The 13,249-nt window shown below is 67.1% G+C and carries 16 protein-coding genes; 8 read left to right on the top strand and 8 right to left on the bottom strand.

Annotated features, from left to right (window positions below; all coding sequences use genetic code 11):
• A partial coding sequence (locus tag B0T44_RS23770) for a sensor histidine kinase (RefSeq protein ID WP_139795342.1) occupies positions 1-720 on the top strand: 720 nt, incomplete at its 5' end.
• Position 721: 1 nt separating this feature from the next.
• Here B0T44_RS23770 and B0T44_RS23765 read toward each other — a convergent pair.
• Positions 722-1,264: a GtrA family protein gene (locus tag B0T44_RS23765; RefSeq protein WP_077119692.1), complete on the bottom strand. Its 543-nt coding sequence runs from the start codon at positions 1,262-1,264 to the stop codon at positions 722-724.
• 87 nt (positions 1,265-1,351) lie between these two features.
• On the opposite strand from B0T44_RS23765, the gene B0T44_RS23760 reads away from it, so the two are divergent.
• From B0T44_RS23760 to B0T44_RS23740, 5 genes are all read left to right on the top strand, one after another.
• Positions 1,352-2,524 (top strand): 5-(carboxyamino)imidazole ribonucleotide synthase, encoded by a 1,173-nt coding sequence (locus B0T44_RS23760; RefSeq protein ID WP_077119690.1) that lies wholly within the window; start codon positions 1,352-1,354, stop codon positions 2,522-2,524.
• Entirely contained in the window at positions 2,506-3,039 is a 534-nt protein-coding gene (gene purE, locus B0T44_RS23755; protein ID WP_077119688.1) for a 5-(carboxyamino)imidazole ribonucleotide mutase, read from the top strand. The genes B0T44_RS23760 and purE overlap by 19 nt, the downstream gene beginning before the upstream one ends.
• A gap of 114 nt (positions 3,040-3,153) precedes the next feature.
• Positions 3,154-4,413, top strand: coding sequence for a cytochrome P450 family protein (locus B0T44_RS23750; RefSeq protein WP_077119686.1), 1,260 nt, complete (start codon positions 3,154-3,156; stop codon positions 4,411-4,413).
• Positions 4,414-4,454: 41 nt separating this feature from the next.
• Positions 4,455-5,141, top strand: a complete 687-nt coding sequence (locus B0T44_RS23745; RefSeq protein ID WP_077119684.1) for a TetR family transcriptional regulator — start codon at positions 4,455-4,457, stop codon at positions 5,139-5,141.
• 186 nt (positions 5,142-5,327) lie between these two features.
• Positions 5,328-6,485: an acyl-CoA dehydrogenase gene (locus B0T44_RS23740; RefSeq protein WP_077119682.1), complete on the top strand. Its 1,158-nt coding sequence runs from the start codon at positions 5,328-5,330 to the stop codon at positions 6,483-6,485.
• 536 nt (positions 6,486-7,021) lie between these two features.
• Here the strand turns inward: B0T44_RS23740 and B0T44_RS23735 are convergent.
• The 7 genes from B0T44_RS23735 to B0T44_RS23705 all read right to left on the bottom strand — a co-directional run bounded on the left by B0T44_RS23735 (position 7,022) and on the right by B0T44_RS23705 (position 11,562).
• Positions 7,022-7,306: a GNAT family N-acetyltransferase gene (locus tag B0T44_RS23735; RefSeq protein WP_077119680.1), complete on the bottom strand. Its 285-nt coding sequence runs from the start codon at positions 7,304-7,306 to the stop codon at positions 7,022-7,024.
• 41 nt (positions 7,307-7,347) lie between these two features.
• Positions 7,348-8,709, bottom strand: coding sequence for an FAD-binding oxidoreductase (locus B0T44_RS23730; protein ID WP_077119678.1), 1,362 nt, complete (start codon positions 8,707-8,709; stop codon positions 7,348-7,350).
• 67 nt (positions 8,710-8,776) lie between these two features.
• Positions 8,777-9,112: a YnfA family protein gene (locus B0T44_RS23725; protein ID WP_077119676.1), complete on the bottom strand. Its 336-nt coding sequence runs from the start codon at positions 9,110-9,112 to the stop codon at positions 8,777-8,779.
• Positions 9,109-9,456, bottom strand: coding sequence for a hypothetical protein (locus tag B0T44_RS23720; RefSeq protein ID WP_077119674.1), 348 nt, complete (start codon positions 9,454-9,456; stop codon positions 9,109-9,111). The genes B0T44_RS23725 and B0T44_RS23720 overlap by 4 nt, the downstream gene beginning before the upstream one ends.
• Before the next feature lie 133 nt (positions 9,457-9,589).
• Positions 9,590-10,228 carry a Type 1 glutamine amidotransferase-like domain-containing protein gene (locus B0T44_RS23715; protein WP_077119671.1) on the bottom strand — a complete coding sequence of 213 codons (639 nt, stop codon included), beginning with the start codon at positions 10,226-10,228 and terminating at the stop codon, positions 9,590-9,592.
• Between the two features lie 6 nt (positions 10,229-10,234).
• A complete protein-coding gene (locus B0T44_RS23710; protein ID WP_077119669.1) occupies positions 10,235-11,071 on the bottom strand; it encodes a maleylpyruvate isomerase family mycothiol-dependent enzyme in 837 nt (278 codons plus the stop codon).
• The gene (locus B0T44_RS23705; protein WP_077119667.1) at positions 11,068-11,562 is read right to left on the bottom strand and encodes an HIT family protein; all 495 of its coding nucleotides are present in this window, start codon (positions 11,560-11,562) and stop codon (positions 11,068-11,070) included. Before B0T44_RS23705 ends, B0T44_RS23710 begins: the two co-directional genes overlap by 4 nt.
• A gap of 216 nt (positions 11,563-11,778) precedes the next feature.
• Here B0T44_RS23705 and B0T44_RS23700 point away from each other — a divergent pair, with 216 nt between their 5' ends.
• Both B0T44_RS23700 and B0T44_RS23695 read left to right on the top strand, forming a co-directional pair.
• Positions 11,779-12,927, top strand: a complete 1,149-nt coding sequence (locus B0T44_RS23700) for a Re/Si-specific NAD(P)(+) transhydrogenase subunit alpha (protein ID WP_077119665.1) — start codon at positions 11,779-11,781, stop codon at positions 12,925-12,927.
• Positions 12,927-13,247, top strand: coding sequence for an NAD(P) transhydrogenase subunit alpha part 2 (locus B0T44_RS23695; protein ID WP_077119663.1), 321 nt, complete (start codon positions 12,927-12,929; stop codon positions 13,245-13,247). The genes B0T44_RS23700 and B0T44_RS23695 overlap by 1 nt, the downstream gene beginning before the upstream one ends.
• Positions 13,248-13,249: the final 2 nt, after the last annotated feature.

Here is a 13,249-nt window from a genome sequence, read left to right as displayed (position 1 = left end):
CTGGATTCGGCGACGGTGGAGATCGCCGGACGGTTGCAACGCGAGCACGCGCTGGTCGCCGATGTCTCGCATCAGCTGCGCAGCAGGCTGACCGCGGTGCGGTTGCGGCTTGACGAACTGTCCGCGCATACCGATCCGGCGGTCGTGCACGAGGCAGAGGAGGCGATGGCGCAGGTCGACCGGCTGACCGAGGCCATCGACGATCTGGTGCGTGCCTCCCGCGACCAGGACGCCACCGACCGCGATCCGGTGCCGGTGATGGATGAATTGCGCGGCATCGTCGCCGAATGGACGCACCCGTTCACCGACGCGGGCCGTACCCTGCGCCTGATCGGCGACGAAACGCTACGCGCGCCGATCACCGGTTCTCGGCTGCGCGAAGCGGTCGCGGTACTGGTGGACAATGCGCTGGTGCACGGCGGCGGCACCTGCACCGTTTCGGTGCGCACGGTGCGTCCAGGCCGGGACCGGGAACCGCTGGTGTGCGTGGAGATCGCCGACGAGGGCGAGGGGGTGAGCGACGAGCTGGCACCGCATGTTTTCGATCGAGGTTTTTCCGGTGCCGGGTCGACCGGTGTCGGGTTGGCGTTGGCGCGTGCGTTGATCGAGGCCGACGGCGGACGGTTGGAACTGCAGCGGCGCAGGCCGGCGCTGTTCGCGGTGTTCCTCGGAGCTTCCCGGTCGGCGCGGCACTCGGGTACGGTCGCCGAGCCCAGGTAGGTCAGCGACCCAGGTGCCCCTTTTCCTCGACGAGGTCCTCGAACTCCTCCATGATCTGTTCCATCTCGTCCGGGAAGACCCAGCGCCGCATCGCCCAGAATCGGAACGCCATCTGCAACAGGTTGCCGATGATGTAGGCGCTGATGAAGTCGGCGATGTTCTCCACCGCGAAGCTGACATCGGGTTGGCGCAGGTGGAAGACGTAGCTGGAGATGTAGAGCGGCAGGAAGCTCAGCACGACACCCACGCCGCTGACCGCGAAGAACAGCAGCGCCTCATGATGACGTTCCCGGCCACCGCGATTCTTGAACGACCATTCGCGGTTCAGGATGTAGGAGGCGATGACCGCAATCACACCGGCGATGATCTTCGCGGTGACCGGTTTCTCGGCCAGCACCGTCCACTTGAGGCAGTAGAAGATGCCGCTGTCGATGACGAAGGTGGTCGCGCCGACGATGGCGAATTTGATCAGCTCGCGATGGCGATACGCGATCGCCTGCAGCGAGGCGGGTAGGGCGCTGACCACGTCGTCGACGATTGACACAACGCCACAGCATACCGCTAGCGGTTGTTTCCACTGGACGTGACAGTATGGACCGACGTGAGCGCACGATCCTTCGATCCATCGGCGATGCCGACAGTCACCATGATCGGCGGGGGCCAGCTGGCGCGGATGACGCATCAGGCGGCCATCGCGCTGGGGCAGCGGCTCCGTGTCCTTGCCGAGCGTCCGGATGAACCGGCGGCTCAGGTCAGCCCCGACGTCGTTCTCGGAAGTCATACCGAGCTGGCGGATCTGCGTAAGGCCGCCATCGGCTCGCATGCACTGACCTTCGACCATGAGCACGTGCCGACCGAGCATCTGGCTGCACTGGTCACCGAGGGCGTCAATGTGCAGCCGCCGCCGTCGGCGCTGGTGTATGCCCAGGACAAGCTGGCCATGCGCACGAAACTTGCCGAGCTGGGACTGCCGGTGCCCGCCTTCGCCGCGGTCCACGGCGCCGACGACGCGGTGCGGTTCGGCGCCGAGCACGGCTGGCCGATTGTGCTGAAGGCGATCCGCGGCGGTTACGACGGTCGCGGTGTGTGGATGCCCGCCGATGCCGACGCCGCCCGCACCATCGCGGCCGAGCAGCTGGGTCGCGGGGTGCGGCTGCTGGCCGAGGTCCGGGTGCCGTTGCGGCGCGAGTTGTCGGCGATGGTGGCGCGGTCCCCCTTCGGTCAGGCCGCGACCTGGCCGGTGGTGCAGACCGTGCAGCGCAACGGCCAGTGCGCGGTCGTCATCGCGCCTGCCCCTGACCTGCCCGAGGAACTGGCCGCCGCTGCGGAGACGATGGCGTTGCACCTGGCGCGGGAGCTGGGTGTGGTCGGCGCGATGGCCGTCGAACTGTTCGAGACCCACGACGGTGAGCTGCTGGTCAACGAACTCGCCATGCGCCCGCACAATTCCGGCCACTGGGGTATGGACGGCGCCCGCACCGGACAGTTCGAACAGCATCTGCGCGCGGTGCTCGACTACCCGCTCGGCGACACCAGCCCGCTGGCGCCGGTGACGGTGATGGCGAATATCCTCGGCGCCGCCGAAACCCCCGCTATGTCGATGGACGAGCGGCTGCATCATCTGTTCGCCCGGATGCCCGACGCGAAGGTGCACCTGTACGGCAAGGGGGAACGACCCGACCGCAAGATAGGGCATGTGAACGTGCTCGGCGACGAGGTGGCCGTGGTGCGGGAGAAAGCTGAGCGTGCGGCGCACTGGATGTCGCACGCGGTATGGACCGACGGATGGGATCCGCACAAGTGACAACCCCGAGCGATAACACCGGCCCCGCTGTCGGCCTGATCATGGGCAGTGATTCGGACTGGCCGACCATGGAGGCCGCCGCCGAAGCGCTGGCCGAATTCGGTATCCGTTTCGAGGTCGGCGTGGTCTCCGCGCACCGCACCCCGCAGCGCATGCTCGACTACGCCCGCTCCGCTGCGAGCCGCGGCCTCAAGGTGATCATCGCGGGGGCGGGTGGCGCCGCTCACCTGCCCGGTATGGTCGCTTCCGCCACCGCCCTTCCCGTGATCGGTGTTCCCGTCCCGCTGAAATATCTCGACGGCATGGACTCGCTGCTGTCCATCGTGCAGATGCCCGCGGGCGTCCCCGTCGCCACCGTCTCCATCGGCGGGGCCCGCAATGCGGGTCTGCTCGCCGCGCGGATCCTGGCCGCGCACAACCCGGCCCTGCTCCAGCGCATGGAGCAGTTCCAGGCTGGGCTGGAAACCATGGTGTCGGAGAAGGACGAGGCGCTGCGCAGGCGTCTGCTCGGATGACCACAGAAGACAACTCTGGACGGGCCGCCTACCTGGCATTTCCGGTGTCTGCCCGGTGGTCTCACCATTTCTGAGGAGCCCCGGCCTGTCGCTCGGCCATACGATCTGCGGGACGTGGTGGCTGCAGGTGAGGTCGGAGTGGTGTCGGAGTTTCCTTTTGCGGCGGTGACCGCGAACGAGTTGTCCGTCGACGAGCGTGACGAGCGTTACCAGCGACTGCACCGGTGGCCTGAGCCGGTGTATCGGCATGGGTCCGGGTTACGGATGATCTGGAAGTACGACGACGTCCGGGAAGTGCTGGAGGCGTCGGCATCCGGGATCTCCAATGCGAACTCCCTCGATCCACTGGTCGGTTACCCGCGGATCGCGATGACACCGCGAGCCATCCCGCCTATGCTGCGGCATCTGATGCCGCTGCCTGCCAAGGCGACAGCGAACCTGACCGACGAGCGGCTGCACAAACAGGTGTGGGACACCATGGCGGGGCCTGCGGGGCATTTCACGATCGCCGCAGGCGACGGGCCGCGGTACGCCGAGGAGATGACGGGACATTTCCACGCTGCCCTGGGGGAACACGACGACGACACCGAACTCGATGTCACCGCCCTGTCCATCGCCTACGCCACCAGGGTCACCGGTTCGGCGGTCGGCCTGCCGCCGGACAACTGGCCCAGCGTCGCGGTGTGGAGTGGTGCGCAGTCGGGGCTGCTCGGCCGACAGATGCGCGGCCGGGTGCTGGCCGATGCGGTGGGCGCGCTCGGGCAGCTGTTCACCGTCAGCGGGCACGCCGTCGATCAGGGTTTGCGTAGCGATACGGTGGGTTTCGCTACCCGGCTGCGCGACGCAGGCATTCCCCGTCGAGTTGCCGTATCCGCTATGGCGAACTCCTTGGCCGCCGGTGTGCACACGGTGAGCGGCAGTATTCAGCAGGGTGTGCAGCGGCTGCTCGGCGATCCCGAGCGAACATGGTGGGAGCTGCTCGACGGAGACGAGGCCGCGCTGGTCGCGGCCAAGGTGTTGCAGCTTGATCCCGGCTTGGTGGCATGGAAGCGGCGGATCGTTGCTCCCGTGACGTTGCGCAGCGGCACCAGATTGCCTGCGGGACCGGTATTGGCCATGTTTGCCGCGGCCAATCGGGATCCTGCAGCCTTCCCTGAGCCTCTGGCGCTGGGGCGGGGCGGCAAGCTTCCGTTGACCTTCGGCTTCGGCAGGCATATCTGTCCTGGTAAGCAGCTGGCCAACCTCGCGGTGGAAGTCTTCCTCCGGGAGTTGCGCGGTCGCATTCCGAGAGCTCGGCTCGCCGGTGCGTCGTCGGCTGTTGCCCGCCCGGCCGATCTGCTGTTCAGTGGCGCGGACGTGGTCGTCACCCGCTGACCCTGCCGCGGCCCCTGGCCATCGCTCGCTACCGTTGCGCCATGAACAACGATGGCACCGCTTCTCGGCGCACTCGTGTCCACCCGGAACGTTTCCGGCTCGCTGTGGTGGACGAGGCGTTGCGGTTGTTCGCGGCGCAAGGCTACGAGGCGACGTCGGTGGACGAGATCGCCGAGGCGGCGGGGATATCGCGGCGGACGTTTTTCCGGCAGTTCCGTTCCAAAGAGGATGTGGTCTTCGCCGATCACGAGGCGCAGTTGGCGGCGGCCGCGGAGTATCTGGCCGGTGCGCGGGGGGATCCGTGGGAGGCCGTGTGTACGGCAGCGGTGCAGGTGTTCGAGCGGTTCACCCAGTGGCGTGATATCGCCGCGCGGCGGTATCAGGTGGTGCGGCGGGTGCCTGCGCTGCGTGACCGCGAGATCGTCACGGTGTTCCGGTACGAGCGGTTGTTCACCGATTATCTGCGGGAGCGATTGCCCGAGGTGCCCGATCTGGCGCGGGTGCAGTTCTCGGCCGCGGTGACCGCGACGCACAACTATCTGCTGCGGCGGATGGTGCGGGGAGAGTCGGCGGCGGGAGCGGCGGATCTGCGCAACGAGCTCGCCGCGATTCCGCGCGGTCACCGGGTGCCGGGTGTGGTGGACGAGATGGTGGTCGCGGTCTTTCCCCGGGATATGGCGCCCGCGCAGGTCGCCGACCTGATCGGACGCAGGCTCGGTAGCCTGTGAGTTGCTGGGATGTGCCTTCGATCAAGCCGACGTCATTGCTGACACTCCGTGCCAAGGAGTGTCCGCAAGTCACTCGATCGAGTGCGCGTACTATGGTTTCTGACTGGCACTGAGTGCCGACCATGCTGTGTTGGCGATTCGTTGCCCTGGCACAGCGCAGCAACCGACGATCAGGAGCGTGCCCCGATGGCGGGAAACCCCGATTTCGACCTGTTCAAGCTCGAGGACTTCCACGATGAACTGCGTGCGGCCATCCGCGGCCTGGCGGAGAAGGAGATCGCACCGTACGCCAAGGACGTCGACGAGAAGGCCCGCTTCCCCGAGGAAGCGCTGAGCGCGCTCAACGCTGCGGGTTTCAACGCGGTGCACGTGCCCGAGGCCTACGGCGGCCAGGGCGCCGACTCGGTGGCCACCTGCATCGTGATCGAAGAGGTCGCCCGGGTCTGCGGGTCTTCGTCGCTGATCCCGGCGGTCAACAAGCTCGGCACCATGGGCATGATCCTCAACGGCTCCGAGGAGCTCAAACAGCAGGTGCTACCCGATATCGTCAACGGCGAGATGGCCTCGTATGCGCTGTCGGAGCGGGAAGCCGGTTCCGACGCCGCGGGGATGCGTACCCGGGCCAAGCAGGACGGCGACGACTGGGTCATCAACGGCTCGAAGTGCTGGATCACCAACGGCGGAAGGTCCTCCTGGTACACCGTGATGGCGGTGACCGATGCGGACAAGGGCGCCAATGGCATCTCCGCGTTCCTGGTGCACAAAGACGACGAAGGTTTCGTGGTCGGACCGCTGGAGCACAAGCTCGGGATCAAGGGCTCGCCGACCGCGGAACTGTACTTCGAGAACTGCCGGGTGCCGGGCGACCGCATCGTCGGCGAACCGGGCACCGGTTTCAAAACCGCCCTGCAGACCCTCGACCACACCCGCCCCACCATCGGCGCGCAGGCCGTCGGCCTCGCCCAGGGCGCGCTGGACGCGGCCATCGCCTACACCAAGGACCGCAAGCAGTTCGGCAAATCCATTGCCGACTTCCAGAACACCCAGTTCATGCTCGCCGATATGGCGATGAAGATCGAGGCGGCCCGGCTGATGGTCTACACCTCGGCCGCCCGCGCCGAACGCGGTGAACCCGACCTCGGTTTCATCTCCGCCGCCGCCAAATGCTTCGCCTCCGATGTGGCGATGGAGGTCACCACCAACGCCGTGCAGCTGTTCGGCGGCGCGGGCTACACCACCGACTTCCCGGTGGAACGCATGATGCGCGACGCGAAAATCACCCAGATCTATGAGGGCACCAACCAGATTCAGCGGATGGTCATGTCCCGCGCCCTGCTGCGCTGATCGCGGCGACCGTACACCCCATATGGGGCGATTATGTATCCATATGGGTGTATAGTTCGCGATGTCACCTGAGTGATGCTGGGGGCGAGACGCCGCGGCTACGGCGCCTCGCCTGGTGGGTCATCCGGCCCGCAACCAGCGGACCACCAAGATGAGTGCTCCGGCGGCCAGGACAATGCTGATTACGCCAGCAGTCTGGTCGGCCGGGGCATTTTTCTTGCGGTGTCTGCCCGTATTCCTACGATGTTTCCCCATAAACCCACACCTCCTTCCTGGGCGCGGAGTCGGGACCATGTCCTCCGCCCCTCGGAATGAGGTGGGCTCACAGTACCGCAAGCTGGAATGCGAGTTGTACCGGCGCAGTGAGGATTCGGGTTCGAATGCTCTTCCGGCCCATGCGGCGAGACACCGCGGTCACGGCGTCCCGCCCGGTGGGTCTTTGGTCCGCAATCAGCGAGCCGGGTCAGCCGCAAGTGCGGGCGCTGCGACCGGAAGGTGCAGAGCCGTGAGGGGATCAGCCGGGTCGCGGTGGCGATTCAGCGCACGAGGTCGGCGTGCTCGGGGTGGGAGCCGATGTATTCGCCGACGTACCAGCAGGTGGGGATCACCGAGAAGCCCGCGGAGCGGGTGTCGGTCAGGGCGTATTCGACCACCTGGGCGGCGACGCCACGGCCGCGGAACTCGGGGAAGGTCACGGTGTGGTGGAAGTCGCGGGTCTTGGTGTCGGTGTTATCGGCGTAGTCGGCGTAACCGGCGAGGGTGTCGTCGAGGTAGATCTCGTAGCGGGTGTCGGCGGTGTTGTGTTCGATCTGGGTGGTCATGGTGGGGGAACTCCTCTGTCGGATGTTTTTGTTCCTGGCGGTTACAGGACGGCGCCGGGATTGAGGATGCCGTGCGGGTCAAGGGCGTCCTTGATGCGCCGGGTCAACGCGATCACCTCCGGGCCGAGTTGATCGGGCAGCCAGGCTTTTTTGAGCCTGCCCACGCCGTGCTCACCGGTGATGGTGCCGCCGAGCGCGATCGCCAGGTCCATGATTTCGCTGAAGGCGCGGTGGGCGCGTGCTGTCTGCTCGGCGTCGGACGGGTCGTGCACGATCAGCGGGTGGGTGTTGCCGTCGCCCGCGTGGGCGATCACCGATACGGTGACCTGATGGCGTTCGGCGATCGCCGCGACGCCGCTGACCAGTTCCCCGAGCCGGGGCAGCGGCACTCCGACGTCCTCTAGCAGCAGCGGCCCCAGCCGTTCGACCGCGGGGATCGCGAAGCGCCGGGCCGCGGCGAAGGCCTCGCCCTCCTCGGGGTCCGCCGTGTGGAACACTTCCGCGGCCCCCGCCTGCTCGCAGGCGGCGACCATCAATCCAGCTTCGTGCGCGGCGAACTCGCCCGGCGCGTCGGAGCGGGCGACCAGCAGGGCCGCCGCCGTCCGGTCCAGGGCCATCCGCATCTCGTCCTCGACGGCGTTGATTGCCACCGAGTCCATGAACTCGAGCATGGCGGGACGCAGCTCGCCGGTGATCGCGAGAATGGCCTCGGTCGCTGCCGTGAGGGTGGCGAACGTGGCCACCACCGTGCTCTGCGGCGGTTGCGCAGGCAGCAACCGGAGGGTCAGTTCGGTGATGACGCCGAGCATGCCCTCGCTGCCGACGAACAGTTTGGTCAGCGACAGCCCGGCCGTATCCTTCAACCGCGGTCCGCCCAGTCGCACTGGGGTACCGTCGGCCAGCACCACCTCCATGCCCAGCACGTAATCGGTGGTGACGCCGTATTTCACACAGCACAGTCCGCCCGCGTTGGTCGCCGCGTTCCCGCCGATCGAGCAGATCTCGAACGACGACGGGTCCGGCGGATACCATAGCCCGTGCTCGGCAGCAGCGCGTTTGACCTCGGCGTTGAGCAGTCCCGGCTGCACCACGGCGGTCCGGGTGACCGGATCGATGCTGATCCGGCGCATCCGTTCGGTGCTCAGCACGATCCCACCGTTCACCGCGGTCGCACCGCCGGACAACCCGGACCCGGCCCCGCGCGGCACCACCGGAACCCGATGCTCGTTCGCCCAGCGCAATGTCGCCGCCACATCGGCGGTGCAGGTTGCCCGGACCACCGCCGCGGGCGTTCCCGCGTCGGGGTCCTTCGCCCAGTCGTGCCGGTAACTCGCGATCAGGTCGGCGTCGGTGAGCACCGCCGTCTCCGGTAGCTGTCCGGCCAGTTCTTCCAGATCCACCACACCACGCTATCGCTCCTCGACCCGGATATCGGGCGGCTACGAAAGCATCGCGTCCGGTGCCACCGTGCTACGCCGCGCGCGGGGCGTACATGATGACGGCGACACCGAGCAGGCAGATGAGCGCCCCGATCACGTCCCAGCGGTCGGGCCGGAAACCGTCGGCGACCATGCCCCACGCGAGGGACCCGGCGACGAACACCCCGCCGTACGCGGCCAGAATGCGGCCGAAATTCGCATCGGGTTGCAGTGTGGCGACGAAACCGTACAGGCCGAGCGCGATAACACCGGCCCCCATCCAGATCCACCCGCGCTGCTCGCGCACCCCTTGCCAGACCAGCCAGGCCCCGCCGATCTCGGCGATCGCGGCCAGCACGAACAGCACGATCGACCGCAGTACGCTCATTGCCCGCGCCCGTCCAGCAGGTGGGCCACTCGGCTCTCGATGGCGTCGAGCACCTCGATATGCGCGGTGGGCACACCGATCCGCATCACCGTTTCGTCGCCGTCTGTCCCGAAACCGAAGCCGAAGAACGAGCAGCATTGCGTTTCCCGTTCGGCCAGCTCCCGGCCTGCTGCCTCGGAACCGGGTTCGATAACGAGGTCCAACCGCTCCGGCGCGGCGCGGACGAACCGGCGTACCAACTGGCCGAAGAACTCGTCGAACTCCGCCACCCGCAGCGGCTGTTCGTTCGTGGGTAGCGTGCACGCGTCGGGCACCCAGTCCGATGAGCCGATTCCGATCGTCATGGCCGAACGTTATCCCGCACGGACCATCGGCGAACAGGCCCTCGTGATCGGTACGACGGGCGAGCAGTGGACACAGCGGTGCCGAAGCCGGGCACCAGCACACTCCGGCGCCGACGGCCTGCGCTGGCACCGATCACGTGTAGCAGTGGACTTCGTCCCCGTGCACGACGATCGCGTCGTCGTCGGTGAGCGCCCAGTGCGCGATACCGCGAGCGCGGAACTGCGCGGCGAGCTGATTGCCCGCGCCGTCGGGGTCGGTGGGGGAGTCCACGTGCGGGACGATCGGACGGTCGATCAGGCCGAGACCGTCCCACCGCGGTGCCATACCGCAGGCGGGACCGACTTCGGCCGGGTCGTCGGCGGTTTCCAGGCCGTGCAGATCGGGCGCGAGTAGGCAGGCGCCTGCGCTGTATCCGGCATACACCACCGCGTCCGCGGCCAGTAGCTGCGGGATCACCAGATCCGCTCCGCTACGGGCGAATTGGGCACGCAATACGAAAGTATTGCCGCCACGCACCCAGATCAGCGGAAAATCTGCCAGCGTGCGCTCCAGTTCGGTTGCCCGCCCGATATATTCGCGCAGATCGATTTCCTGCGGGGAGAACCCGAGACGACGCAGCGGCACCATTTCACTGGTCATCGCCGCCGCGCGGGCATCGGGCCAGGCATCGCACGCATTGCCGATCACCGCGACCGGCCCCGCAGCGCCGATCAGCGTGACGAGTTCGCTGTAGTGGGCGCCGAAGCGATAGCTCGACAGAAAGAGCCGCATCCGTTCTCAGATCGTGAACGTCAGGTTCCGGACCAGTTGACGGCCCAGATCACTGTCGCCGGTGAAGTGGATTCGGCCGAGTACCGAGTCCGCGGTCACCCGGCCGCCGCCGAGCCGGGCCAGCAGTCCGGCGTCGAGGGTGATGGTGACGGTGGCGGGTGCGTCGAGCGCTTCCACATAGCGGGCCCGGCCGCCGACCTCGATGTGCAGGCGGCGGGCCAGTGGACCGGTCAGGTCGAAGGTGATGCTCGAACCTTCCGGCGCCTTACCGAGTTTCACCAGTACCCGCGGCAGCGATGCGGTGAACTCGGCGAACGCCAGTTCGCCGCGGCGGCCACCCTCGTCGACTGCGACGCCGAGTGCGTCGGCGATATCGAGTTCGTGCATCCAGCAGTCGAACAGCCGGACCCGCATGAAACGCCCGTAGGGGACTTCGCCGACCGGAGACTGGGTCGGCACCTGCCATTGCGCGTCGGCCATAGCGGCAAGCATCTTGTGCCGCCGGTCGGTGACGTCGCGGAAGAGTTGCAGCAGTTCCCTTCCTGGCAGCGGGCGCAGTCGCTGCACCCATATCTCGTTCATCACCCCGATCTCGTTGCGGACGTGCGGCAGCGTGCGCACATCGACCTTCGCGTGTTTGGGGTGTTGGGCGGGCGGTTTCTCCCCGAGCAGGAACGATTCGGTGCCGATCACGTGCGCGAGCACATCGAAGACGGTCCAGCCGGGCAGCGGAGACGGTGTGCGCCAGCGGTTCTCGTCCAGACCGGCCACCAGGTCGGCCAGTGCGTCCCATTGCTGGGACAGCAGGGAGATTGTTTCGGCCCGATCGGGTGTGTCGGTCATCGGCGTGATCCCTTCTCCGGGGGCGGTTGCTCGTTGTCGGTGTCCGGTTCGGTGTCGAGTAGGGCTAGGCCGGCTCGGATGGCTGCGGCGGTCGTTTCGGGGTCGTGCGGGCGGCGCAGCAGGAAGCCTGCCGCCAGTCGCAGTGTGTCACCGTGCTTACGCGGGATCACGTGCAGATGGACGTGTCCAACGGTTTGGAACGCTGCGGAGCCGTCGTTGAGCACCAGATTGGCGCCGTCTGCTCGCACCGGCGATCCAGCCGGTTCTCCGCGCCGGATCGCCAGCGCGAGGCGATGCCCGACCTGGAAGACGTGCGCGCCGGTTTCGGCGTCGAGGTCTTGTAGTTCGCCGGCATGGGTTTTCGGGATCACCAGGGTGTGGCCGCGCGTGATCGGCCGGATGTCGAGGAACGCGCAGACGGTGTCGTCCTCGTAGACCTTGGCCGCCGGGGCCGAGCCGGCGACGATCCGGCAGAAGACGCAGTCGTTCACCCAGCAGACCTTACGGCGTACGGCGGCCGGTGCGACACCCCTTTCCCGGGTGGTGGAACGACAAAAGGCGACCGGCCGCTGTGATAGGGATCTCAGCTACCTTCACCGCGGGGCGGGTACAGTTGCGAGGATTTTCAGTTGAACTTACCACCGAGTAACTTTCAAGTGCCCGTGATCGGGCGAATGCAGCACAGTACGAGTAAGGAAGACAGACAAGTGGAGACAACGCAGACCGTGAGCGACTCGTCGCCGCGCGCGGCGCGTGTCGGAGTCGTTCGCGAGTCCAACGCGGGCGAACGGCGTGTCGCATTGGTACCGAAGATCATCCCCACCCTGGCCAAACAGGGAGTCGAGGTGGTCGTCGAACCCGGTGCCGGGCTCGGTGCGCTCATTCCCGACGCGGCCTATGTGGAGGCAGGCGCAACCATCGGCGACCCGTGGTCGGCCGAGGTCGTGGTGAAGGTGGCCCCGCCGACCCCTGCGGAGGTGGGCAAACTATCCGCCGGGCAAACGCTCATCGGGTTCCTCGCGCCGCGCAATGCCGACAATCAGATCGACGCCCTCACCAAGGCCGGGGTACAGGCTTTCGCGGTCGAGGCGATCCCGCGTATTTCCCGCGCCCAGGTGATGGATGCGCTGTCCTCTCAGGCCAACGTGTCCGGCTACAAGGCGGTCCTGCTCGCGGCCTCGGAATCGACCCGGTTCTTCCCCATGCTGACCACCGCCGCGGGCACGGTGAAACCCGCGACCGTGCTGGTGCTCGGCGTGGGTGTCGCGGGCCTGCAGGCGCTGGCCACGGCGAAACGGCTCGGCGGACGCACCACCGGTTACGATGTGCGGCCCGAGGTGGCCGATCAGGTGCGGTCGGTCGGCGCGCAGTGGCTCGACCTGGGGATCGACGCCGCCGGTGAGGGCGGTTACGCACGGGAGTTGACCGAGGCGGAGAAAGAAAAGCAGCAGCAGGCACTGGAAGAGGCGATCAAGGGCTTCGATGTGGTGATCACCACCGCGCTGGTGCCGGGCCGCCCCGCACCGCGGCTGGTGACCGCCGACGCGGTGGAGGGGATGAAACCGGGCAGCGTCATCGTCGACCTGGCCGGTGAGACCGGCGGCAACTGTGAGCTGACCGAACCCGGCCAGACCGTGGTGAAGCACGAGGTGACCATCTGCTCGCCGCTGAACTTGCCCGCCACGATGCCCGAGCACGCCAGCGAGCTGTACTCGAAGAACATCGCCGCGCTGCTCGAGCTGATGCTGGTCGACGGCAAGCTCGCGCCGGACTTCTCCGATCAGGTACTTGCCGACTCCTGCGTCACCCGTGACCCGCAGGCGCCGAGCGAAACCACGAAGACGGAGGCCGAGTGATGTATACCGAACTGCTGGCGAATATCGCGATTCTGGTGTTGTCCGGATTCGTCGGTTTCGCTGTTATCTCCAAAGTCCCCAACACCCTGCACACCCCGCTCATGTCGGGCACCAACGCCATTCACGGCATTGTCGTGCTCGGCGCGCTGGTGACCCTGGGCCGCATGGAGAACCCGTCGATCGGCGTGCAGATCATCCTGTTCGTCGCGGTGGTGTTCGGCACCCTGAACGTCATCGGCGGTTTCGTGGTGACCGACCGCATGCTCGGCATGTTCAAAGGCAAGAAGGCGGCACCCGTCGAACAGAAGGCGGGCGAGTAACC

Origin of the sequence: Nocardia donostiensis (assembly GCF_002081715.1) — a bacterium.
In the GTDB taxonomy this organism is placed as follows: Bacteria; Actinomycetota; Actinomycetes; order Mycobacteriales; family Mycobacteriaceae; genus Nocardia; species Nocardia donostiensis.
The sequence above is the reverse complement of the archived record's forward strand: the minus strand, read 5'-3'. Positions and strand labels throughout refer to the sequence as shown.

What these genes read in the sequence shown, in the direction of transcription:
- B0T44_RS23720 (WP_077119674.1), bottom strand. Translation starts at nt 9,456, where the DNA reads ATGACGATCGGAATCGGCTCATCGGACTGGGTGCCCGACGCGTGCACG.
- purE (WP_077119688.1), top strand. Translation starts at nt 2,506, where the DNA reads ATGGGATCCGCACAAGTGACAACCCCGAGCGATAACACCGGCCCCGCT.
- B0T44_RS23725 (WP_077119676.1), bottom strand. Translation starts at nt 9,112, where the DNA reads ATGAGCGTACTGCGGTCGATCGTGCTGTTCGTGCTGGCCGCGATCGCC.
- B0T44_RS23745 (WP_077119684.1), top strand. Translation starts at nt 4,455, where the DNA reads ATGAACAACGATGGCACCGCTTCTCGGCGCACTCGTGTCCACCCGGAA.
- B0T44_RS23710 (WP_077119669.1), bottom strand. Translation starts at nt 11,071, where the DNA reads ATGACCGACACACCCGATCGGGCCGAAACAATCTCCCTGCTGTCCCAG.
- B0T44_RS23760 (WP_077119690.1), top strand. Translation starts at nt 1,352, where the DNA reads ATGCCGACAGTCACCATGATCGGCGGGGGCCAGCTGGCGCGGATGACG.
- B0T44_RS23740 (WP_077119682.1), top strand. Translation starts at nt 5,328, where the DNA reads ATGGCGGGAAACCCCGATTTCGACCTGTTCAAGCTCGAGGACTTCCAC.
- B0T44_RS23695 (WP_077119663.1), top strand. Translation starts at nt 12,927, where the DNA reads ATGTATACCGAACTGCTGGCGAATATCGCGATTCTGGTGTTGTCCGGA.
- B0T44_RS23715 (WP_077119671.1), bottom strand. Translation starts at nt 10,228, where the DNA reads ATGCGGCTCTTTCTGTCGAGCTATCGCTTCGGCGCCCACTACAGCGAA.
- B0T44_RS23735 (WP_077119680.1), bottom strand. Translation starts at nt 7,306, where the DNA reads ATGACCACCCAGATCGAACACAACACCGCCGACACCCGCTACGAGATC.